A 21,584-nucleotide genomic window follows, 5' to 3' on the forward strand; every position below is an offset into this window, starting at 1 on the left:
CCAGTATCTGGTGTGCGTCGTGCCGCTTAGTTGCGCACCGGCTTGCCGGTTTGCAGCATTCCCATGATGCGTTCCTGCGTCTTCTGCGTGCCGAGCAGATCGACGAAGGCGCGGCGCTCGAGCTTGAGCAGCCATTCTTCGTCGACGAGGCTGCCCGCCTCGACGTCGCCGCCGCATACCGCTTCCGCGATGCGGCTCGCGATCAGGAAGTCGTGATCGCTGATGAAGCGGCCGTCGCGCATGTTCACGAGCGATGCCTTGATGGTCGAGATCGCCGAGCGGCCCGCCACCGGAATCTGCGTGGCGCGCAGCGGCGGGCGGTAGCCCGCAGCGGAGAGTGCGCGCGCTTCCTTCTTCGCGGTGTCGAGCAGTTCGAACACGTTGAAGACGATCGTGTCCGACGGCTTCAGATAGCCCATTGCGCGGGCTTCATGCGCCGAGGCCGAAACCTTCGCCATCGCCGCGTTTTCGAACGACTTCTGCAGGAACCGGAGCAGATCGCTCGGGGCCGCGCCGATCGCCGCCGCGCCTTCGGCCGCGCGAATCGCCGCTTCCTTCAGGCCGCCGCCGGCGGGCACGAGACCCACGCCCACTTCCACGAGGCCGACGTAGCTCTCGATGTGCGCCACGCGCTTCGCGCTTTGCAGCATCATTTCGCAGCCGCCGCCGAGCGCGATGCCCGACACCGCCGTGATCACCGGCACGTTCGCGTACTTCACGCGCAGCATCGTGTCCTGGAACTTCTTCACGAACGGCTCGATGCCCTTCGCCCCGCCCATCATGAACGCGGGCATCGCCTCTTCGAGGTTCGCGCCTGCCGAGAACGGGCCGCCCGGCGCGCCGAGCTTGAGCGACGTCGGTTGCCAGATCACGAGGCCCTTGTAGCCGTCTTCCGCGATGTCGATGGCCTTCACGAGCGAGTCGAGCAGGCCTGGACCCATCGTGTTCATCTTGCTCTTGTACGAGACGATGACGACGTCGTCCTCGCCCGCGCGGTCGTCCACCCAGGCGCGCAGGTTGTCGTTCTCGAACAGCGTCTTGCCGTAGGTCTTCGGATCGCGTGCGCTCGTTTCACCGAACAGCGCCGCACGGAACACCTGACGCTCGTACACCGGCAGCGTCGAGCGCGGCACGAAGCGCGCTTCGGCGGGCGACCACGAACCTTCCGCGCCGTGCACGCCGCCGTTCGCGGCGACCGCGCCTTCGAACACCCAGGCGGGCAGCGGTGCATTCGACAGCGCCTTGCCTGCATCGATGTCTTCCTTTACCCACTCTGCGACCTGTTTCCAGCCCGCGGCCTGCCAGCCTTCGAACGGACCTTCGTTCCAGCCGAAGCCCCAGCGGATCGCGAGATCGACGTCGCGCGCGTTGTCCGCAATCGACTGCAGATGCACGCCGATGTAGTGGAACACGTCGCGGAAGATCGACCACAGGAACTGCGCCTGCGGATGCTGCGTTTCGCGCAGCAGCTTCAGACGCTCGGCGGGCGGACGCTTGAGGATGCGGCCCACCAGTTCGTCGGCCTTTCCGCCGCCGTCGACGTACTCGCCCGTGTTGGCGTCGAGCACCTTGATCGCCTTACCTTCCTTGCGATAGAAGCCGCCGCCCGTCTTCTGGCCGAGCGCGCCCTTCGCCACGAGACCTGCGAGCACAGCCGGCGTCTCGTACACAGGGAAGAACGGGTCGTCCTTCAGGTTGTCCTGCATCGTCTTGATGACGTGCGCCATCGTGTCGAGACCCACGACGTCGGCCGTGCGGAACGTCGCCGACTTCGCGCGGCCAAGGCGCGCGCCCGTGAGGTCATCGACTTCATCGAAACGCAGACCGAACTTCTTCGCCTCGGCGATCACCGCGAGGATCGAGAACACACCCACGCGGTTCGCGATGAAGTTGGGCGTGTCCTTCGCGCGCACCACGCCCTTGCCTACCACGCTCGTGAGGAACGATTCGAGCTGGTCGAGGATTTCGGGCTTCGTTTGCGTCGTCGGGATCAGCTCGACGAGGTGCATGTAGCGCGGCGGGTTGAAGAAGTGCACGCCGCAGAAGCGCGCCTTCAACGCATCGTCGAAGCCATGCGAGAGTTCGGTGATCGACAGGCCCGAGGTGTTGGTCGCGAAAATCGCGTTCGGGCCGAGGTGCGGCGCGACCTTCTTGTAGAGGTCGTGCTTCCAGTCCATGCGCTCGGCGATCGCCTCGATCACCACGTCGCATTCCGCGAGCTTTGCGATGTCGTCTTCGTAGTTCGCGGGCGTGATGTATTGCGCGTCGTCCTTCACGCCGAAGGGCGCGGGCGAGAGCTTCTTGAGCGTCTCGATCGCCTTCAGCGCGATGGCGTTCTTCGGGCCTTCTTTCGCGGGCAAATCGAACAGCAGCACGGGCACGCGGGCGTTGATCAGGTGCGCGGCGATCTGCGCGCCCATCACGCCGGCGCCGAGCACGGCCACCTTGCGAATATTGAGGTTGCTCACGTTGTTCCTCCAGCGGGTATGCAATGTCGAGCGGATTGAGGTGTGAGGGCGGCGCGTTTCAACGTGGGCCGCCTCCGGACATCGTGTTGACGGCGCGCGCGCCTTTGAAAAGCGCGCGCCCGTTGGCTTTTAGAACAGCGCTTCGTCGACTTCCATCAGCGTCTTCGAACCCGCGCGCGCCTGGCGGATCGACGTGGCCGTTTCGGGCAACAGCTTCGCGAAATAGAAACGCGCCGTGGCCAGCTTCGACTTGTAGAACGGATCGCCCGAGCTTTCCTTGTCGAGCGCGATGCGCGCCATGCGTGCCCAGAAGTAGGCGAACACGAGGTGGCCCGCCGTGCGCAGATACGGCACCGCGGCCGCGCCCACTTCGTCCGGGTTCTGCATCGCCTTCATGCCGATTTCCATCGTGAGCTTCTGCATCTTGTCGCCGATGTCGGCGAGCGGATTCACGAACTCCTGCATTTCCGGCTTGACGCCTTCGGCTTCGACGAAATCCGTCACGAGCTTGCCGAACTTCTTGAGCTTCGCGCCCATATCGCCCAGCACCTTGCGGCCCAGCAGGTCGAGCGACTGGATCGTGTTCGTGCCTTCGTAGATCTGGTTGATACGCGCGTCGCGCACGTACTGCTCCATGCCCCACTCGGAGATGAAGCCGTGGCCGCCGAACACCTGCATGCCGAGGTTGGTGCTCTCGAACGCGTTGTCGGTGAGGAAGGCCTTGATGATCGGCGTGAGCAGCGCGACGAGGTCGGCCGCTTCCTTGCGCTCGCCTTCGTCGCCGTGCGAGAGTTCCTTGTCGATCTGCAGCGCGGACCAGTACGTGAAGGCGCGCGCGCCTTCGGCCCAGGCCTTCTGCGTGAGCAGCATGCGGCGCACGTCCGGATGCACGATGATTGGGTCAGCGGCCTTTTCGGGCGCCTTCGGGCCCGTCAGCGAGCGCATCTGCAGGCGCTCCTTCGCATAGACGAGCGAGTTCTGGTAAGCCACTTCAGTAAGGCCGAGGCCTTGCATGCCGACGCCCAGACGCGCCGCGTTCATCATCACGAACATGGCGTTCAAGCCCTTGTTCGGTTCGCCGACGAGCCAGCCCTTCGCGCCGTCGAGGTTCATCACGCAGGTCGCGTTGCCGTGAATGCCCATCTTGTGCTCGATCGAGCCGCATTTGATGCCGTTGCGCTCGCCCACTTCGCCCGCTGCGGTGGGGATGAACTTCGGCACGACGAACAGCGAGATGCCCTTGGTTCCCGGCGGCGCATCGGGCAGTCGAGCGAGCACGAGGTGGATGATGTTCTCGGCCATGTCGTGCTCACCGCTCGAGATGAAAATCTTCGTGCCGGTGATCGCGTACGAGCCGTCGCCGTTCGGCTCGGCCTTCGTGCGCAGGATGCCGAGATCGGTGCCGCAGTGCGGCTCGGTCAGGCACATCGTGCCGGTCCACACGCCTTCGACGAGCTTCGGAAGGTAGGCCTTCTGGAGTTCGGGCGTGCCGTGTGCATGCAGACACTCGTAGGCGCCATGCGAGAGACCCGGATACATGGTCCACGCCTGGTTCGCCGAGTTCAGCATTTCGTAGAGCGCGTTGTTCACGAACGCGGGCAGGCCCTGGCCGCCGTATTCGGGATCGCAGCCGAGCGCGGGCCAGCCCGCTTCGACGTATTGCTTGTACGCTTCCTTGAAACCAGCAGGCGTGGTGACGACGCCGTCGCCGGCGTACGTGCAGCCTTCACGGTCGCCGACCTGGTTCAGCGGAAACAGCACCTCGGAGCAGAATTTTCCGGCTTCTTCGAGCACCTGGTTGATGGTGTCGGCGTCGAGGTCGGCGTGCTTCGGCATCTGCTTCACTTCGCCTTCCACGTTCAGCAGTTCGTGCAGAACGAACTGCATGTCGCGCAGCGGCGCGGTGTACTGTCCCATGTCTTCTCTCCAAAATTTGAGCTTCGGGTCCCTCGCGCGCCGCCGCGACTTCGATGTTGCGGCCGGGCGCTACTGGGTCTCGCTCTGATACGAAACAATCAGCTTCTCGAACGCAGCCCACGTATGCTCGACCGCGTCCGGCAGATGCAGGAAGCGGCCGTCATGATGCAGGCCGAGCGTCACGCTATACAGTTCGAAGAGCATCAGCGCGGGATCGGTCTCCTTGCGCAAATGGCCTTCTTCGATTGCCTGCGAAATGGCCCTCAGGAGCGCCGCGCGCCACATCGACACGCTCGCGACCAGCGTCTCGCGCACCTGGCTGTCCGCGCGGTCGTCGTACTCGACGGCGCCGCTGATGTAGATGCAGCCGGTCGTGACTTCGTGAATGCGCTTCTCGAACCATCGCGACAGCATCGCACGCAGACGCGGCAAACCGCGTGGCTCACGCAAACTCGGAAAGAAGACTTCTTCCTCGAATCGACGGTGGTACTCGCGCACCACCTCGACCTGCAGGTCTTCCCGAGACCCGAAGTGAGCGAAGACGCCACTCTTGCTCATCTGCATGCGCTCGGCGAGCAGGCCGATGGTCAAGCCTTCAAGGCCATCGCGACCTGCGAGGTCGAGTGCTGCATCCAGAATGGCGGCTCGTGTCTGTTCGCCTTTTCGCATAGCTTTCTTTACCGTAACGATGTGGCCTCGATGTCGCTGTCAACTGCTCATTAACTGCTTACATCTGGGCCCGAATTAAATCGAACGGCCGTACTATTGTTGGGGACGGCCGTCCGCGAAACAAGGACTTTATTAGAAACCGATTTCTAACCGGTACTCTAATTTTCGAGGTTCGTGCGCCGCGCGCAAGCCGACATTCTCTCGATTGCACGAGCGGGGATTCGTATGGCAGCTTTCTGTTTCTAGTCGTAGCCGCCCACGGTGATGAGCTTCATGAGCGCACGATAGAACGCCCAGGCGAGCCAGTTCACGGCGCGTACGTGCCACGGCCGCGCCTCGTAGCGCGCACGGTCGATCTGTGCGGCGTCGCCGAACGCCGCGAGGATCTCGCAGCGCAGCTGTTCGATCTGCGGATGCTGCACGAGCAGCACGTTGGCCTCGTTATTGAGCACGAGGCTGAGCGCGTCGAGGTTCGAGGAACCCACGGTGCCCCAGCTCGAATCGACAACGGCCACCTTGCCGTGGAGCATCGTTTTCTCGTACTCCGCAATCTGCACGCCCGCGCTGAGAAGCTGGTGATAGAGGAACGGCACCCCGTAGTCGAGTACCTTGAATTCCTTTCGTCCGACCAGAAGCTTGACCGCCACGCCGCGCTCCGCGGCGCTCACGAGCGCGCGACGCAGCCGCCGGCCCGGCATGAAATACGGATTGGCGAGCAGCACTTCCTTGCGCGCCTCGCCGATGGCGTCGAGATAAGCCTTTTCGATCGCGCGCCGGTTCACCACGTTGTCGCGCGCGACGAACGCCACACAGGGCACCTGCGCCGCGCGCGGATCGCGCACGCTCGCGCGCAGGCGCTCGCGCAGACGCGTGAAGAAGCGTTTCGCCCGCGGCGAGCTAACAGTGGGTGCAAGCGCGCGCAGCGCGTCGTCGACGATCTGCGTGGGGCGCCCCACCGTGTGGCCGGTGGGATGCGGCGACATGAAACCCGCGCTCGCGGGCACGCCGGGCGAGAGTTGCTGGGGCAGCGGCGGCCGGTAGCCGAGCCGGATACGCCGCCACTGCTGCTCGATCGCAAGGCGCACGTCCACGACCACGGGACCGTTCAGCTCGACGGCGAAATCCCAGCGCGCGTAGGGCAGCCTGTGGCCGTCCTGCTCGAAATCGTCGATCACGTTGATGCCGCCGCAGAAGGCGAACTGGTCGTCGATCACGGCGAGCTTGCGGTGCGTGCGCGAAAAACCGAAGCGCCCGAAGATATGCGGGTTGTAGACGCGGTGCTCCACCCCCGCGCCCGGCCAGGTCTCGAACAGCGCAATGCGCGGCGAGCCGATGCCGTCGGTGATGACGCGCACGCGCACGCCGCGCGACGCCGCGCGCATGAGCGCATCGGAGAGCGCGCGGCCAATGTCGTCGTCGCAGAAAATATAGGTTTCGAGCGCGACGTCCCGCTCGGCGGCGTCGATGCGCTCGATCATCGCGCCGAACAGACCGGCGCTCGAGCCGAACAGGCGCACGTCGTTGCCGCTCGTGAAGCGATAGCGCGAACGATAGCGCCGGCCAAGCAGCGCCTCGCGTAGCCGCACCACGCGCTGCGATTCAATGCCGGGATCGGTACTGGTTTCGCTCATGTCGCGTTCACCCACGCCCTTCGCGTAGCCGCATGGGCAGTTGCAGGATGGCTTCGCGGTTCGACCACGAGAAGCACTTCGCCGCCGCCTGCTCGTAAGGCAGCCACAGATAAGCCGTATGCTCGCGCGGCGCGAGCGTGACGACTGTGCCCGTTGGCACTTCCAGGCTGAACCAGTGCTCGGTGTTGCGCGTGACGCCGGGCGCATAGCGATGGCGCCAAACGGGATAGATTTCGTACTCGATCTCGTGATGCCAGTCGAGCAGCGCCGCCTGCGGAACGTCCCCGGCGCCCACAGCAATACCGGTCTCCTCGCCCACCTCGCGCACGGCGGTTTCGGCGAACGGCTCGCCTGGGCGATCTTTCGAGCCGGTGACCGACTGCCAGAAACCCGGCCGGTCGGCGCGTTCGATGATCAGGACCTCCAGTTGCGGCGTATGGATGACGACGAGTACGGATTCCGGAATCTTCGGCGGCTTCTGCATGGTGATGGAGCGTGGGGAGGAACGCGCGCTGCGCGCCCGCGGCGCGTCTAAAGGTAATTTAACGCAAAAAGCGAAAAAGGCGCACGATGCGCCTTTTTTGTTGTTGCGATGCAAAAGCCCTGACGGGCCTTCGCAGCCGAAGGGCGGCTTACTGCGCCGTCTTCTGCTCGGGCTGACGCAGACGGATGTGCAGTTCGCGCAGCTGGCGCTCGTCCACCGGGCTCGGGGCCTGCGTAAGCAGGTCCTGCGCGCGTTGCGTCTTCGGGAACGCGATCACGTCGCGAATCGAATCGGCGCCGGCCATCATCGTGACGATGCGGTCCAGACCGAACGCGATACCGCCGTGCGGCGGCGCGCCGTATTGCAGCGCGTCGAGGAGGAAGCCGAACTTCGCGCGCGCTTCTTCCGCATTGATCTTGAGCGCGCGGAACACCTTGCTCTGCACGTCTTCCTGATAGATACGCACCGAGCCGCCGCCGATTTCCCAGCCGTTGAGCACCATGTCGTAAGCCTTGGCGAGGCAGCGGCCCGGATCCGTTTCGAGGTATTCCAGGTGCTCGTCCTTCGGGCTCGTGAACGGGTGGTGCGCGGCCACGTAGCGGTTTTCTTCCTCGTCGTACTCGAACATCGGGAAGTCGATCACCCACAGCGGCTTCCAGCCCTTCTCGACGAGGCCGTTGGCACGGCCGAACTCCGAGTGGCCGATCTTCAGGCGCAGTGCACCGAGGCTGTCGTTCACGACCTTCGCGCGGTCTGCCGCGAAGAAAATGATGTCGCCGTCTTGCGCGCCGGTGCGCTCGAGGATCGCGGCGATCGCGGCGTCGTGCAGGTTCTTGACGATCGGGCTTTGCAGACCGTCACGGCCCTTCGCGGCTTCGTTGACCTTGATCCACGCGAGACCCTTCGCGCCGTAGATACGCACGAATTCCGTGTAGCCGTCGATGTCGCCACGCGACAGCTCGCCGCCCTTCGGCACGCGCAGCGCCGCGACGCGGCCGTCCTTCGTGTTGGCCGGTGCGCTGAATACCTTGAAGTCGACGTCCTTCATGGCGTCGGTCAGTTCGGTGAATTCGAGCTTCACGCGCAGGTCCGGCTTGTCCGAACCGAAGCGGCTCATGGCTTCCGCATACGGCATGATCGGGAACTTCGCGTCGAGCTCGACATCGATCGTTTCCTTGAACACGTGGCGCGCCATGTCTTCGAACAGGTCGCGGATTTCCTGCTCGCCGAGGAAGGACGTTTCGCAGTCGATCTGCGTGAATTCGGGCTGACGGTCGGCGCGCAGGTCTTCGTCGCGGAAGCACTTGACGATCTGGTAGTAGCGATCGAAGTTCGCCACCATCAGGAGCTGCTTGAAGAGCTGCGGCGACTGCGGCAGTGCGAAGAACTGGCCTGCGTTCACGCGCGACGGCACGAGGTAGTCGCGCGCGCCTTCCGGCGTGCTCTTCGTGAGCATCGGCGTTTCGATGTCGATGAAGCCGAGCGCGTCGAGATACTTGCGCACGGCCATCGTCACGCGGTAGCGCAAACGCAGGTTGTGCTGCATCTGCGGACGGCGCAGGTCGAGCACGCGATGCGTGAGGCGCGTGGTTTCCGAGAGGTTGTCGTCGTCGAGCTGGAACGGCGGCGTGACCGACGCGTTGAGCACCACGATTTCGTGGCACAGCACTTCGATCTTGCCGCTCGTGAGGTTCGCGTTGACCGTGCCTTCCGGACGATTGCGAACGAGACCCTTGACCTGCACGCAGAACTCGTTGCGCACGCCTTCGGCGATCTTGAACATCTCCGCGCGGTCCGGGTCGCACACGACCTGAACGAGGCCCTCGCGGTCGCGCAGGTCGATGAAGATGACGCCGCCATGGTCGCGGCGGCGCTGCACCCATCCGCACAGCGAAACAGTTTGGCCCAGCAGCTGTTCGGTCACCAGACCGCAGTATTCAGATCTCATCGACATGATGTTCGTCTTTCGTTATGCATGAATGAACGGGAGCGGCGCGCAGCAGCGCGTCGTCCGGTATTAAAGCGGAGGATCGATGGGGCGGCGTGGTGAGGTTGCCGGCGCGACCACGCCCATCGAAACAATATACTTGAGCGCGGCGTCGACGGTCATGTCCAGCTCGACCACCTCGCTCTTTGGCACCATCAGGAAAAAGCCCGACGTCGGATTCGGCGTAGTCGGGACATAGACGCTCACGTGATCTTCCTGCAGGTGGTTGACTACGTCGCCGCCGGGAATGCCGGTGAGAAACGCGATCGTCCACGAACCCTTGCGCGGGTATTCGATCAGGAGCGCTTTGCGAAATGCATTGCCGTTGCTCGAAAGCAGTGTATCGGAAACCTGCTGGATGCTGCCGTACAGCGGTCCGATGATCGGAATGCGGCGCACCAGCGCGTTCCACCACTCCACCAGCTTCTGCCCGATGAAGTTGTGGGTGAGCAAACCGACCCCGAAGATGAACGCGAGCGTGAGCACCGCGCCGAGTCCCGGCAGGCGCACGCCGAACATGCGCTCCGGCCGCCACGATTCGGGCAGCAGCAGCAGCGTCTGATCCATCGTACCGATGACGAGGTTCAGCACCCACAGCGTGATGGCCAACGGCACCAGCACCAGCAGGCCGGTCAGGAATACCGATTTGAACGTCGCTTTCTTGATCGTCATGTACACCGCCATGCGGGCCGTGCGCAGCAAACGGGCTGCCGGCGCGGCTACGGCGCGGCGCGTGTCCCCGGAAATAGAGGAATCGCGCCGCAGGTTGTCAGGTCGAGGCTGCCGGGCTGGGCGTACTCGCCGGGGTGCTCGCGGCGGGCGCGGCTGCGCCCGAATCGCTGGAAGCACTCGTGGCGCCCTCGCCGGCCGGCTTGCCGGCTTCCGACGACGGCGCGTTTTCGCCAGCCTCCTTCGCGCCGGCCGCCGCGCCGCTCTTGCTGCCGTTGCCGCCGCGGAAATCGGTGACGTACCAGCCCGAACCCTTCAGCTGAAAGCCCGCTGCGGTCACCTGCTTGCGAAACGCGTCCGCGCCACAGCTCGGGCACTGCGTCAGGGGCGCATCGCTCATCTTTTGGAGCACGTCCTTGTCGAAGCCGCACGACTCGCAGCGATAAGCGTAGATCGGCATGATCTCTATCCTGATGAAAATCTGATAATTGCTTGCAAAGCCTTGAATTATAGCCGCAAACCGGGATCGCCCCTGGCATTTACCGGGGTTGGGCGTCCAGCGGGGAAGGTCGGAGGGTTGCGGCCGCCTCGGTTTAGATGAGGGCAGGTTGCGCGCACATCAAGAGCGCGCGCGGCCATGCAAGGCGGCAAGCGCACGGCGTGCCGGCCTGAGACAGCTCCAACCCCGCTCAAACGGGCGACGGCGCGACGTCGTTGCGGCGCCACACGAGCCATCGCTCGCGCCCGACGAACACGGGCAGCGAGTCGGCCACGGGCTGATCGTCGGCCAACGTGAAGTACGGCATGAGCAAGGCGTCGAGTTCGTCGCGCGCGATCGCGAACGGCGGGCCCTTGGGCGTCTCGCCGATGAAGAAATAGCCCGCGAGCAATGCGCCGGGCTGCAACAGCTGGGCCATGCGGGTGGCGTAGCTCGCGCGCTGCGTTTTGGGCAGCGCGCACAGGAACGCGCGCTCGAACACCCAGGCCGGCATGAACGGCGGCGTGTAGGCGTAGAAGTCCGCCTCTTCGACGACACCGTCGTACTGCCCCAGCGCCGTGCGCGCGCTCGCGACCGCGGCCGGCGCGAAGTCGATGGCGCGCACCGTACGGCCGCGCTCGGCGAGCCAACGTGCTTCCCAGGCATTACCACAGCCCGGAATCAGCACCGCGGCGCCAGGGTGCGCCGTGGCGAAGGCTTCGAACTGGCGCTGCACGCCCGCCTGATCCCACGGCGTGAAGCCGCGCGCAAAGCGCTCATTCCAGAACGAGGGCGACGCCGGGTCGCGGGTTTCGAACTCGGGCACTTCGCCCGGTTGCGGCGGCAGGGTCGGGTCGCTCATCGTCTCACTCCTTGTTCACGTGGTCCGTCAGCCGCCGTAGGCAAACGCGAGCCACACGCGCGCGGCCACCATGCCCACGCCCACGGCAACGCCGAACAGGAGCAGGCCCTGCAGCAGGCGGTTCGTGCGGCGTTGCTCGGCGAGCATCGCGCGGATCGTCTCGTCGTTCGCGAAACCGCCCGGTTCCTGCCGATGCAGGAGCGCCTGGTGCACAAGGCGCGGCAATTGCGGCAGCGTCTTGCTCCATTGCGGCGCTTCGATCTTGAAGCGCTCGTACCAGCCGCGCAGGCCGATCTGCTCGGTCATCCAGCGCTCGAGATACGGCTTCGCTGTTTTCCAGAGATCGAGCTCCGGATCGAGCGAGCGCCCGAGACCTTCGACGTTGAGCATGGTCTTTTGCAGCAGCACGAGCTGCGGCTGGATTTCCACGTTGAAGCGCCGCGAGGTCTGGAAGAGGCGCAGCAGCACCTGGCCGAGCGAGATGTCCTTCAACGCCCGGTCGAAATACGGTTCGCACACGGCGCGAATCGCGCTTTCCAGCTCCTCCACGCGCGTGTTGGGCGGTACCCACCCCGATTCGATATGCAGCGTCGCCACGCGGTGATAGTCGCGCTTGAAGAACGCGAGAAAGTTCTGCGCGAGATAATTCTTGTCGAAGTCGGACAACGCGCCGACGATGCCGAAATCGAGCGCAATATAGCGGCCGAAATGCACGGGATCGAGACTCACCTGAATGTTGCCGGGGTGCATGTCGGCGTGAAAGAAGCCGTCGCGGAACACCTGCGTGAAGAAGATCTCGACACCCTCGCGCGCGAGCTTCGGAATGTCCACGCCTGCCGCCCGCAGCTTGTCCACCTGGCTGATCGGCACGCCGACCATGCGCTCCATCACCAGCACGTTGGCCGTGCTGAATTCCCAGTACATTTCCGGCACGAGCAGCAGGTCGAGGCCCGCGAAATTGCGGCGCAACTGGCTGCCGTTCGCGGCCTCGCGCATGAGGTCGAGCTCGTCGTGCAGGTACTTGTCGAATTCGGCCACCACTTCGCGCGGCTTCAGACGCTTGCCGTCGGCCCACAGGCGCTCGGCCCACACGGCGATGTCGCGCAGCAGCGCGAGGTCGGAGTCGATCACCGGACGCATGTTCGGGCGCAGCACCTTCACCGCCACCGGCTTGCCCGCGTGCTGGCCCGACTTCACCTTGGCGAAGTGCACCTGGGCAATCGATGCGCTCGCCACCGGCACGCGCTCGAACTCGTCGAAGATCGTGTCGACCGGTGCGCCCAGCGACTTCTCGATCAGGCCGATCGCCACGTTCGAATCGAACGGCGGCACCTGATCCTGCAGCTTCGCCAGTTCGTTGGCGATATCGGGCGGCAGCAGATCGCGGCGCGTGGACAGCACCTGGCCGAATTTCACGAAGATCGGGCCGAGGCTTTCCAGCGCGAGACGCAGACGCAAACCGGGCGGATCGTCGAAGCGACGGCCGATCGTGGTGATGCGCAGAAGCAGCGCGACACGCCGGTCGTTGATCCGGCTCAACATCATCTCGTCCAGGCCGAAGCGGATGACGGTGAAGAAAATCTTGAGGAAACGCAGAAAACGCATGTCTGGGGGGCCTGTTGACTAGCGCGAGCCGCGCGGCGCAGCGCTTTGGCTCCCGCCGCCGGCCTGTGATTTTTGTTCGAGCCGCTCGATGCGCTTTTCCACGCGCGCCAGCGCGTCGCGTGCGCGCGACAGCTCTTCATTGAAGCCGTCGAGCTCGGCGCGCCGCACGAGCTGCGGATTTTCATCGAGCAGATATTCCGTGACCGAGCCGAGCACGTTGCGCCCGGTGCGCAGGGCCTGCTCGCTCGCGGCGCGCGCGAGCGTGGCGATGCGTGAAGCCGGGGCGTCGCCGATCAGCTTCGCGAGGTCCTCTTCGGGCTCCCAGCGCAGATGCTCGGCGAGCTTGCCGATGACCTGCGCAAACTCGGCATCGCCCTCGATCTTCACGTGCTTCATCACGGCCGCCTGGCCGCCCTGCATGAACGACGAGAGCGCGCCTGCGGGCAGCGAGAGCGTCACATCGACGTCGCCCGCATCGTGGTCCTCGACCGCGCCCAGATAGCCGTCCGGCTGCACGAGCAGCGTGAGCACGATGGGCGCACAGGTGAGACGGGCCGTCTTGCCGGCATAGGGGGCGAGACGCTCGCGTGCCCACGTTTCGCGGGCGAGCAGGTGATTGACGGCGGCAGCGAAGGGCTTGGCGGCAAGAGTCATCGGCTTGGAATAAGAAAACCCGCACGGGCACAAGCCCGGGCGGGTTCCTATTGTAACGTTCGAGCCACAGGATCGCGCCGCCGCCCTGCCCTGTCGAATGCGGCGGGGCGCCTGGAAGGCACCGCACTGCGATCTGGATCAAGTCACGAGACGCTCGGCCCGGCTACCGGCTCAGTGAGATTCGACCTGCTGGATGCCCGCGAGCAGCCAGCCTTCGCCCGACGTGCGCGACTTCGAGAGATTCCATACCTCGACGAACGGCGCGGCCGGCTCACCCATGGCTTCGCGAATCAGGCCGGAGAAGCGCACGCTCGCAAGGTATTCGCTGCCGCGGTCTTCCACGCCGAGCAGGTCCGCGTTGAGCTGCACGACGTCGGTCTGGTTGGGCTGCGCGCCGCGGCCCGCGAGATCGACGCGGATTTCGGCGAACATCTCGGGCGTCGTGAATTCGCGGATGTCGTCCATGTTGCCCGCGTCCCATGCGGCCTGCAGGCGCACGAAGTAAACCTTGGCATTGCGTACGAAGGCTTCCGTGTCGAAGCCGGCCGGAATCGACGCCGCTGCCGGCGTATCGATTTGCGGCGTGCTCAGCGGATTGGCTTCAGGCGCGAGGTACTGCCCCGTGGGCGGCGCGGTGTAGCGCGGCTCCTGCGGCTGATACCCGCCCGACGACGGGTTCATGCTGTTCGACGCATACCCGCCCTGGTACGCGGGTTCCGCGGCACGGCGGCGGCTCATGAACTTGCGGATCAGCCAGACGGCGATAAAGGCGATGATCGCAATGACGATCATGTTGGCCATCATGCCGGCAAACGCCTCGCCAAGACCGAAGTGCGAAAGCAGCGCGGCGATGCCGAGACCCGCTGCGAGGCCCGCGATCGGCCCAAGCCAGCGATTGCGCGCCGGTGCGGGCGCGGGCGTGGGAGCCGGCGTGCCGGGAGCGCGCTGGGCGCCGGCCTGCTGCGCGGGATTCGCGGGGGTGGGCTGGGCCGGCGGCGGCGTGGTGCTGCGCTGCGTAGCCGTGGACGACTGCTTGCCGAAACTGCGGCCGCCACCCATGCGGCGAGCCTCTGCGTCGAACGATGCAAGGCTGCCGGCAACCATCACGCCGGCAAGGGCCAGGACGCCGATTCGTCTGGCCCATGACGATGAAAGCTTTTTGGAAGCAACGTTGCAGGGCTCAGACATGGCGAAAATTCCTTTAAAGACAGTGAGTTGGGAACACTAATACTTTGTGCCGACGTGTAAGGCTACCACGCCAGCTGACAAATTGTAATATTTGACGGCTTCGAGGCCGACTTGTTCCATCATCGTCTTGAGTGTTTCCTGGTCCGGATGCATGCGGATCGATTCCGCGAGGTACTGGTAGCTGTCCGCGTCCTGGGCGAAGCGCCGGCCAAGCCACGGCAGCACCTTGAACGAATAGACGTCATACGCCTTCTTGAGCGGCTCCCAGACCTTCGAGAATTCGAGCACGAGCACGCGGCCGCCCGGCTTGAGCACACGGCGCATCTCGGCGAGCGCAGCGTCCTTGTGCGTCATGTTGCGCAGCCCGAAAGCCACGGTCACCACATCGAAATAGTTGTCCGGAAAGGGGATTTTCTCGGCGTCGCAAAGGAGCGCCGGCGTGATCACGCCGTTGTCGATGAGGCGGTCGCGGCCCACGCGCAGCATCGACTCGTTGATGTCGGTGTGCCAGACCTCGCCCGTCGGGCCCGCTTTCTTCGCGAACGCCATGGAAAGGTCGCCGGTGCCGCCCGCGATGTCGAGCACCTTCGCACCGGGCCGGATGTTCGCCTGCGCGATCGTGAACGCCTTCCACGCGCGGTGCAGCCCGCCCGACATCAGATCGTTCATCAGGTCGTAGTTCGAGGCGACCGAGTGAAACACGCCGGCCACCTTCTTCGCCTTGTCCTGTTCGTCGACTGTCTGATAGCCGAAGTGGGTTTTGCTCATCGCGCTCGTCCTTTCGCGGAATGGTGTTCTATTGGTGTGCTGCGCCGCGTCTGTCAGAGATGCGGCGGGGCTGGATCGTAACAGGAAGCGTCAGTGGCAGTGGCCATGCGCGGCAGGAGGCGCCGCCATCGGAGCGTCGCGCTCGACGCCCGCCGCCTTCAGTCTGGCGAAATATTCCGCCCAGAGCTCGTCCTGGCGTGTGGCGAGCTCATAGAGCTGGTCCCACGAGTAGATGCCGGTGTTGTGGCCGTCGGAGAACGTGGGCTGCAGCGCGTAGTTGCCGACACCTTCCAGCGCCGTAATCGTCACCTCGCGCTTGCCCGTCTGCAGCGTTTCCTGGCCGGCGCCGTGCCCGCGCACCTCCGCCGAGGGCGAATACACGCGCATCAGCTCGAAGGGCACGCGGTAGCTCTCCCCGTTCGCATACTGGAGTTCCAGCACGCGCGAGACGGCGTGCACCACGACGCCGCTTGGCACCGGCGTATCGGATTTCAGTCCACTCATGATCGTTCCCGCTGTTGGATGCGTGTTGGACGCGTATTGGACGCAATTGGACGCTCACCGCCCCCGCCCGCTCAGGCCTTAAGCCTGCTCCATTTCGTGGCGCACCGCGTCGCGCAGCAGCGTGGCCTGCGCGCGGCGCTGGCCCAGCATTGCCTCGGACACCGTGCGCTGGCGCGGTGCCCAGACGGGCAGCGGGAAATGGGCATCGTTCGTGAAGCGCGGAATGACGTGCCAGTGCACGTGCGGCACCTGGTTGCCGAGGCTCGCCAGATTCACTTTCGAAGGCTGCATGACGCGGCGCAGCGCACGCTCGACGGCGTACACCGCGCGCATCAGATGTTCCCGGTCGGCCGCGCCCAGGTCCGAGAATTCGGCGACGTGCGCATTCCAGATGACCCGGCAGAAGCCGGGATAGTCGGCCTCGGCAGTCGCGAGCACGACGCGCATGCGCTCGTCCTGCCACAGCACGTCGCCGCCTTCCTCACTGCAGAATACGCATGTCATCGTCGTCCTCGAACCCGTTCACGGAAAATTGAGCGCAGCCATTAGACCAGCACGCGCTCGATTCCGCCATTGTTCGCGTTCTGAACGTAGTCCGCCATCCAGTTTTCGCCAAGTATGTGGCGGGCGATTTCCACCACGATGTAATCGGCTTCGATGTTGGCGTCCTCGTTGTACCGCGACAGACCCTGGAGGCACGACGGGCAAGAGGTGAGAATCTTGACGTCCTGCGTCGTACCCTGCCCGCCCGCTTCCTGCTGCGTCGCCGGCTGCACCCCGTTCGCGCCGTTGCCGACGATCGGAATGCCGCGCAGCTTCGCCGCGCCCTTGCGGATTTCCTCTTCCTTGCGGAAACGCACCTGCGTCGAAACGTCCGGGCGCGTCACGGCCAGCGTGCCCGATTCGCCGCAGCAGCGATCGTTCTTCTCGATCTTGTAGCCGTCGTGTTCAGCACCCATCAGCTCATTGACGAGCTTGACCGGATCCATCGTCTTGATCGGCGTGTGGCACGGGTCGTGATACATGTAGCGCGTGCCCGTCACGCCGTCGAGCTTGATGTCCTTCTCGAGCAGGAACTCGTGGATGTCGATGATGCGGCATCCCGGGAAGATCTTGTCGAATTCATAACCCGCGAGCTGGTCGTAGCACGTACCGCACGACACCACGACGGTCTTGATGTCGAGGTAGTTCAGCGTGTTCGCGACGCGATGGAACAGCACGCGGTTGTCGGTGACGATCTTCTCGGCCTTGTCGTACTGGCCCGAGCCGCGCTGCGGATAGCCGCAGCACAGGTAGCCCGGCGGCAGCACCGTCTGCACGCCCGCTTCCCAGAGCATCGCCTGGGTGGCGAGGCCCACTTGCGAGAACAGACGCTCCGAGCCGCAGCCGGGGAAGTAGAACACCGCTTCCGAATCGACGTTCGTCGTCTTCGGGTTGCGGATGATCGGCACGATCTTGTTGTCTTCGATGTCGAGCAACGCGCGCGCCGTCTTCTTCGGCAGGTTGCCCGGCATCTTCTTGTTGACGAAGTGGATCACCTGCTCGACCACGGGCGGCTTGCCCGTGGTGGCGGGCGGCAGCGCCGTCTGCTTCTTGACGAACTTCTTCAGCACGTCGTTGCCAAGGCGCTGCGCCTTGTAGCCCACGCCCATCATCGCGGTGCGCGCGAGGTTGATGGTCTGCGGGTTGGTGGCGTTCAGGAAGAACATGCCCGCCGCGTTGCCCGCGTTGAACTTCTTCTTGCCCATCTTGCGCAGCAGATTGCGCATGTTCATGGTCACATCGCCGAAGTCGATCTTGACCGGGCACGGCGTCACGCATTTGTGGCAGACCGTGCAGTGGTCGGCCACGTCGTTGAACTCGTCCCAGTGCTTGATCGACACGCCGCGGCGCGTCTGCTCTTCGTACAGGAACGCCTCGACCAGCAAGGAAGTCGCGAGAATCTTGTTGCGCGGGCTGTAGAGCAGGTTCGCGCGCGGCACGTGCGTCGCGCACACGGGCTTGCACTTGCCGCAGCGCAGGCAGTCCTTCACCGAATCGGCAATCGCGCCAATGTCGGACTGCTGCATGATGAGCGACTCGTAGCCCATCAGGCCGAACGACGGCGTGTAGGCGTTGCGCAGGTCGGCGCCTTCGAGCAGCTTGCCCGCGTTGAAGCGGCCTTGCGGATCGACGCGTTGCTTGTAAGCGCGGAACTCGGCGATCTCTTCGTCCGTGAGGAATTCGAGCTTCGTGATGCCGATGCCGTGCTCGCCCGAGATCACGCCGTCGAGCGAACGCGCGAGCTTCATGATGCGCGCGACCGCATGGTGCGCGTCCTGCAGCATCTCGTAGTTGTCGGAGTTGACCGGCAGGTTCGTGTGCACGTTGCCGTCGCCGGCGTGCATGTGCAGCGCCACGAATACGCGCCCGCGCAGCACCTTCTTGTGGATCGCCTGCGTCTCGTCGAGGATCGGCTTGAATTCGCCGCCGTTGAAGATCTTGCGCAGTTCCGCGCGGATCTCCTGCTTCCACGAAATGCGCACCGTGCGGTCCTGAGTCACGTGGAAGACGTTGGCGTCGGGCTGCACGTCCACGCGGTCGGCGAACTTCTCCGCCAGCGCCTCGTAGCCCAGCTGCACGAGGTAGTGCTGCGCCTCGCGCAGCGACAGATCGAGCTTCTCGCCCACGAAGGTCCAGCGCTCGCGCACGCGTTTGAGCAGGTCGAGCGCCTGCTGCACGCGGTCTTCGAGCAGTTCCGCGGAGGGGATCTCGTTCGCGTCGTCGGTCTTGCCGAGCGGCAGCTTGCCCGCCTTGAAGAACGCTTCGAGCGCGTCGACCAGTTGCAGCTTGTTCTTGATCGACAGCTCGATGTTGATGCGCTCGATGCCGTCCGTGTACTCGCCCATGCGGTTGAGCGGGATCACGACGTCTTCGTTGATCTTGAACGCGTTGGTGTGCTTGGCAATCGCGGCCGTGCGGCTGCGGTCGAGCCAGAAGCGCTTGCGTGCCTCGGCGGACACCGCGACGAAGCCTTCGCCGCTCTTGCCGTTGGCCATGCGAATGACTTCCGAGGTCGCGGCGGCCACGGCATCGGCGTCGTCGCCGACGATGTCGCCGATCAGCACCATCTTCGGAAACGCGTTGCGCTTGCTCTTGGTCGCGTAGCCCACGGCGCGCAGATAGCGCTCGTCGAGGTGCTCGAGGCCCGCGAGAATCGCGCCGCCCTGCTTCGACGTCTCGAACAGGTAGTCCTTGATTTCGACGATGCTCGGAATCGCCTCGCGCGCCTGGCCGAAGAACTCGAGGCACACCGTGCGCGTATGCGCGGGCATCTTGTGCAGCACCCAGCGCGCGGACGTGATGAGCCCGTCGCAGCCTTCCTTCTGCACGCCCGGCAGGCCGGCGAGGAACTTGTCGGTGACGTCCTTGCCGAGGCCTTCCTTGCGGAAGCGCTTGCCTTCGATATCGAGCGATTCGGAGCGCAGCAGCTTTTCGCCCGGCGCGTATTCGCCGTCGAACCACTTCAGCTCGAAGCGCGCCACGGGAATGTCGTGAATCTTGCCCATGTTGTGGTCAAGACGCGTGACCTCGAGCCAGTTGCCCTGCGGGTCGACCATGCGCCACCAGGCGAGATTGTCGAGCGCCGTGCCCCACAGCACCGCCTTCTTGCCGCCCGCGTTCATCGCAACGTTGCCGCCGATGCAGGACGCATCGAGCGAAGTCGGATCGACGGCGAAGACGAAGCCCGCCGCGTCGGCGGCCTCGGTTACGCGGCGCGTGACCACGCCCGCGCCCGAGAAAATCGTCGCGACCTTGCGGTTCACGCCCGGCAGGTCGGTCATCTCGACCGGCCCGAGCTGCTCGAGCTTTTCGGTATTGATGACGGCCGAGAACGGCGTGAGCGGCACCGCACCGCCCGTGTAGCCCGTGCCGCCTCCGCGCGGAATCACGGTGAGGCCGAGTTCGAAACAGGCCTTGATGAGGCCCGCGATTTCGGCTTCGGTATCGGGCGTGAGGACGACGAACGGATATTCCACGCGCCAGTCGGTCGCGTCGGTCACGTGCGAGACGCGCGAGAGGCCGTCGAAACGGATGTTGTCCTTGGCCGTGCGCTTGCCGAGCACCTTCGTCGCGCGGCGGCGCAGGTCGGCCATCTTCTCGAACTCGCCCGCGAAGGCGTCGATGGCGCGGCGCGTGGCGCCGACCAGTTTTTCGACGCGCGCGGCACGATCCACGCCTTCTTTGTCCGTGTGCTCCTGCAGATCGGCGCGGCGGCGCTTCTCGATTTCGGCGAGGCGGTGGTTCAACGCCTCGATCAGGAGCGCGCGGCGCTTCGGATTGTCGAGCAGATCATCCTGCAGATACGGGTTGCGGCGCACGACCCAGATGTCGCCCAGCACCTCGTAGAGCATGCGCGCCGAGCGGCCGGTGCGGCGCTCCGCGCGCAGCTCGGCGAGCGCGTTCCATGCGTCTTCGCCGAGCAGGCGGATGACGATTTCGCGGTCCGAAAACGACGTGTAGTTATAGGGAATCTCGCGCAGGCGCGGTTCGATGTCGGCGGCCACGGCGGCGGCGGCGCCGTGAGGATCGAAAACTTGAGGTGCGTTCATGGTTGGACGACTCTTTGGGCCAGTCCCGTGCACGGCTCGCGGCCGCTGCGACGGATACTGACGGGGCGCGTGGGGCGCTATTCTGAAATCGTGTCCGCCTGTGGCAGGCTGCGGACGAAAAGGGTGGGGAGGCACATGGCGGCAACGCTCACGCCGATGGTTCCCCGGCGCTCGGATTTAGCGACACGATCGTGCGTGGCGGGCGTGCCGCTGCGCCGCCGGGCGGGTTACGCGCCGTGCGGGCATCAAATGGGCTGTCCGAGGTTGCCAGTGCATCATCCGATCCTTGTTTCGAAAAAGGATTTTACCGCATGATCCGCACCCGCGCTGACGCTGCGTGGGAACCCGGTGAACACGCAAGATTCACTTGCGTTGACGGGCGATTCGCGCCCGATTGCGCGCGCTTTGACGATGATTTGCCTTCCGGCCGGTCGGCGAATCGCGCCGCCGCATCCGGCGGCAGCCGCCAGGCCGCGCCGCCAGCGCTGAAGCGGTTGGCGCTATCATTTACGCTTTCCCGCCCTAAACCCGCGCCCGGCGCGCCCTCGCATGGCCTCCCACGACGAATACCTGAAGAAGATCCTCACCGCCCGCGTGTACGATGTCGCCCGCGAAACCGAACTCGAGCGCGCCCCGAACCTCTCGGCGCGTCTGCGCAACGCCGTGTTCCTCAAGCGCGAGGACAACCAGCCGGTGTTCTCCTTCAAGCTGCGCGGCGCCTACAACAAGATGGCGCATCTCTCGCCCGCGCAGCTTGAGCGCGGCGTGATCACCGCCTCGGCGGGCAACCACGCGCAGGGCGTCGCGCTGTCGGCGGCGAAGCTCGGCGTGAAGGCCGTGATCTGCGTGCCGGTGACCACGCCGCAGGTGAAGGTCGATGCCGTGCGCGCCCACGGCGGCGCCACCGTCGAGGTCGTGCAGGCCGGCGAGTCGTACAGCGACGCCTACGCCCACGCCGTGCGCCTGCAGGAAGAACGCGGCCTGACCTTCGTGCATCCGTTCGACGATCCCCACGTGATCGCCGGCCAGGGCACCGTGGCCATGGAGGTGCTGAGCCAGCATCAGGCCCCGATTCACGCGATCTTCGTGCCGATCGGCGGCGGCGGGC

General features: G+C 65.0%; 17 protein-coding genes. 1 reads left to right on the plus strand and 16 read right to left on the minus strand.

Annotated features, from left to right (window positions below):
• Window positions 1-26 precede the first annotated feature (26 nt).
• From BFD71_RS09160 to BFD71_RS09235, 16 genes are all read right to left on the minus strand, one after another.
• Window positions 27-2,468: a 3-hydroxyacyl-CoA dehydrogenase/enoyl-CoA hydratase family protein gene (locus BFD71_RS09160; protein WP_069262902.1), complete on the minus strand. Its 2,442-nt coding sequence runs from the start codon at window positions 2,466-2,468 to the stop codon at window positions 27-29.
• A gap of 129 nt (window positions 2,469-2,597) precedes the next feature.
• Window positions 2,598-4,385 (minus strand): acyl-CoA dehydrogenase C-terminal domain-containing protein, encoded by a 1,788-nt coding sequence (locus BFD71_RS09165; RefSeq protein ID WP_069262903.1) that lies wholly within the window; start codon window positions 4,383-4,385, stop codon window positions 2,598-2,600.
• Between the two features lie 69 nt (window positions 4,386-4,454).
• Window positions 4,455-5,054, minus strand: a complete 600-nt coding sequence (locus BFD71_RS09170) for a TetR/AcrR family transcriptional regulator (protein WP_028206015.1) — start codon at window positions 5,052-5,054, stop codon at window positions 4,455-4,457.
• 242 nt (window positions 5,055-5,296) lie between these two features.
• On the minus strand, window positions 5,297-6,685 hold the full coding sequence (locus BFD71_RS09175; protein ID WP_069262973.1) for a phospholipase D-like domain-containing protein: 1,389 nt from the start codon (window positions 6,683-6,685) through the stop codon (window positions 5,297-5,299).
• Window positions 6,686-6,692: 7 nt separating this feature from the next.
• Entirely contained in the window at window positions 6,693-7,169 is a 477-nt protein-coding gene (gene nudB, locus BFD71_RS09180; protein WP_069262904.1) for a dihydroneopterin triphosphate diphosphatase, read from the minus strand.
• 148 nt (window positions 7,170-7,317) lie between these two features.
• The gene (gene aspS / locus BFD71_RS09185) at window positions 7,318-9,123 is read right to left on the minus strand and encodes an aspartate--tRNA ligase (RefSeq protein ID WP_069262905.1); all 1,806 of its coding nucleotides are present in this window, start codon (window positions 9,121-9,123) and stop codon (window positions 7,318-7,320) included.
• Window positions 9,124-9,186: 63 nt separating this feature from the next.
• Window positions 9,187-9,828, minus strand: coding sequence for a DUF502 domain-containing protein (locus tag BFD71_RS09190; protein ID WP_042266455.1), 642 nt, complete (start codon window positions 9,826-9,828; stop codon window positions 9,187-9,189).
• A gap of 97 nt (window positions 9,829-9,925) precedes the next feature.
• The gene (locus BFD71_RS09195; RefSeq protein ID WP_069262906.1) at window positions 9,926-10,285 is read right to left on the minus strand and encodes an FmdB family zinc ribbon protein; all 360 of its coding nucleotides are present in this window, start codon (window positions 10,283-10,285) and stop codon (window positions 9,926-9,928) included.
• 229 nt (window positions 10,286-10,514) lie between these two features.
• On the minus strand, window positions 10,515-11,165 hold the full coding sequence (locus BFD71_RS09200; protein WP_069262907.1) for a methyltransferase domain-containing protein: 651 nt from the start codon (window positions 11,163-11,165) through the stop codon (window positions 10,515-10,517).
• 27 nt (window positions 11,166-11,192) lie between these two features.
• A complete protein-coding gene (ubiB, locus tag BFD71_RS09205) occupies window positions 11,193-12,770 on the minus strand; it encodes a ubiquinone biosynthesis regulatory protein kinase UbiB (RefSeq protein ID WP_069262908.1) in 1,578 nt (525 codons plus the stop codon).
• 18 nt (window positions 12,771-12,788) lie between these two features.
• The gene (locus tag BFD71_RS09210) at window positions 12,789-13,424 is read right to left on the minus strand and encodes a ubiquinone biosynthesis accessory factor UbiJ (RefSeq protein ID WP_069262909.1); all 636 of its coding nucleotides are present in this window, start codon (window positions 13,422-13,424) and stop codon (window positions 12,789-12,791) included.
• Between the two features lie 171 nt (window positions 13,425-13,595).
• Window positions 13,596-14,612 carry a Tim44 domain-containing protein gene (locus tag BFD71_RS09215; protein ID WP_069262910.1) on the minus strand — a complete coding sequence of 339 codons (1,017 nt, stop codon included), beginning with the start codon at window positions 14,610-14,612 and terminating at the stop codon, window positions 13,596-13,598.
• 36 nt (window positions 14,613-14,648) lie between these two features.
• The gene (gene ubiE / locus BFD71_RS09220; RefSeq protein ID WP_069262911.1) at window positions 14,649-15,380 is read right to left on the minus strand and encodes a bifunctional demethylmenaquinone methyltransferase/2-methoxy-6-polyprenyl-1,4-benzoquinol methylase UbiE; all 732 of its coding nucleotides are present in this window, start codon (window positions 15,378-15,380) and stop codon (window positions 14,649-14,651) included.
• A gap of 90 nt (window positions 15,381-15,470) precedes the next feature.
• Window positions 15,471-15,884, minus strand: a complete 414-nt coding sequence (locus tag BFD71_RS09225; RefSeq protein ID WP_069262912.1) for a gamma-butyrobetaine hydroxylase-like domain-containing protein — start codon at window positions 15,882-15,884, stop codon at window positions 15,471-15,473.
• 78 nt (window positions 15,885-15,962) lie between these two features.
• The gene (locus BFD71_RS09230; protein ID WP_069262913.1) at window positions 15,963-16,388 is read right to left on the minus strand and encodes an HIT family protein; all 426 of its coding nucleotides are present in this window, start codon (window positions 16,386-16,388) and stop codon (window positions 15,963-15,965) included.
• Between the two features lie 41 nt (window positions 16,389-16,429).
• Window positions 16,430-20,476, minus strand: coding sequence for a DUF3683 domain-containing protein (locus tag BFD71_RS09235; RefSeq protein WP_069262914.1), 4,047 nt, complete (start codon window positions 20,474-20,476; stop codon window positions 16,430-16,432).
• A 549-nt stretch (window positions 20,477-21,025) separates the two neighbouring features.
• Here BFD71_RS09235 and BFD71_RS09240 point away from each other — a divergent pair.
• Window positions 21,026-21,584 (plus strand): pyridoxal-phosphate dependent enzyme (locus BFD71_RS09240; RefSeq protein ID WP_141710605.1); only part of this gene is annotated, 559 nt, incomplete at its 3' end.

The organism is Paraburkholderia nodosa (assembly GCF_001718195.1).
GTDB lineage: Bacteria > Pseudomonadota > Gammaproteobacteria > Burkholderiales > Burkholderiaceae > Paraburkholderia > Paraburkholderia nodosa_A.

Excerpts from the sequence above, each read along its gene's own strand:
- BFD71_RS09165 (WP_069262903.1), bottom strand. The coding sequence starts at position 4,385 with ATGGGACAGTACACCGCGCCGCTGCGCGACATGCAGTTCGTTCTGCAC.
- BFD71_RS09170 (WP_028206015.1), bottom strand. The coding sequence starts at position 5,054 with ATGCGAAAAGGCGAACAGACACGAGCCGCCATTCTGGATGCAGCACTC.
- BFD71_RS09175 (WP_069262973.1), bottom strand. The coding sequence starts at position 6,685 with ATGAGCGAAACCAGTACCGATCCCGGCATTGAATCGCAGCGCGTGGTG.
- nudB (WP_069262904.1), bottom strand. The coding sequence starts at position 7,169 with ATGCAGAAGCCGCCGAAGATTCCGGAATCCGTACTCGTCGTCATCCAT.
- aspS (WP_069262905.1), bottom strand. The coding sequence starts at position 9,123 with ATGTCGATGAGATCTGAATACTGCGGTCTGGTGACCGAACAGCTGCTG.
- BFD71_RS09190 (WP_042266455.1), bottom strand. The coding sequence starts at position 9,828 with ATGACGATCAAGAAAGCGACGTTCAAATCGGTATTCCTGACCGGCCTG.
- BFD71_RS09195 (WP_069262906.1), bottom strand. The coding sequence starts at position 10,285 with ATGCCGATCTACGCTTATCGCTGCGAGTCGTGCGGCTTCGACAAGGAC.
- BFD71_RS09200 (WP_069262907.1), bottom strand. The coding sequence starts at position 11,165 with ATGAGCGACCCGACCCTGCCGCCGCAACCGGGCGAAGTGCCCGAGTTC.
- ubiB (WP_069262908.1), bottom strand. The coding sequence starts at position 12,770 with ATGCGTTTTCTGCGTTTCCTCAAGATTTTCTTCACCGTCATCCGCTTC.
- BFD71_RS09210 (WP_069262909.1), bottom strand. The coding sequence starts at position 13,424 with ATGACTCTTGCCGCCAAGCCCTTCGCTGCCGCCGTCAATCACCTGCTC.
- BFD71_RS09215 (WP_069262910.1), bottom strand. The coding sequence starts at position 14,612 with ATGTCTGAGCCCTGCAACGTTGCTTCCAAAAAGCTTTCATCGTCATGG.
- ubiE (WP_069262911.1), bottom strand. The coding sequence starts at position 15,380 with ATGAGCAAAACCCACTTCGGCTATCAGACAGTCGACGAACAGGACAAG.
- BFD71_RS09225 (WP_069262912.1), bottom strand. The coding sequence starts at position 15,884 with ATGAGTGGACTGAAATCCGATACGCCGGTGCCAAGCGGCGTCGTGGTG.
- BFD71_RS09230 (WP_069262913.1), bottom strand. The coding sequence starts at position 16,388 with ATGACATGCGTATTCTGCAGTGAGGAAGGCGGCGACGTGCTGTGGCAG.
- BFD71_RS09235 (WP_069262914.1), bottom strand. The coding sequence starts at position 20,476 with ATGAACGCACCTCAAGTTTTCGATCCTCACGGCGCCGCCGCCGCCGTG.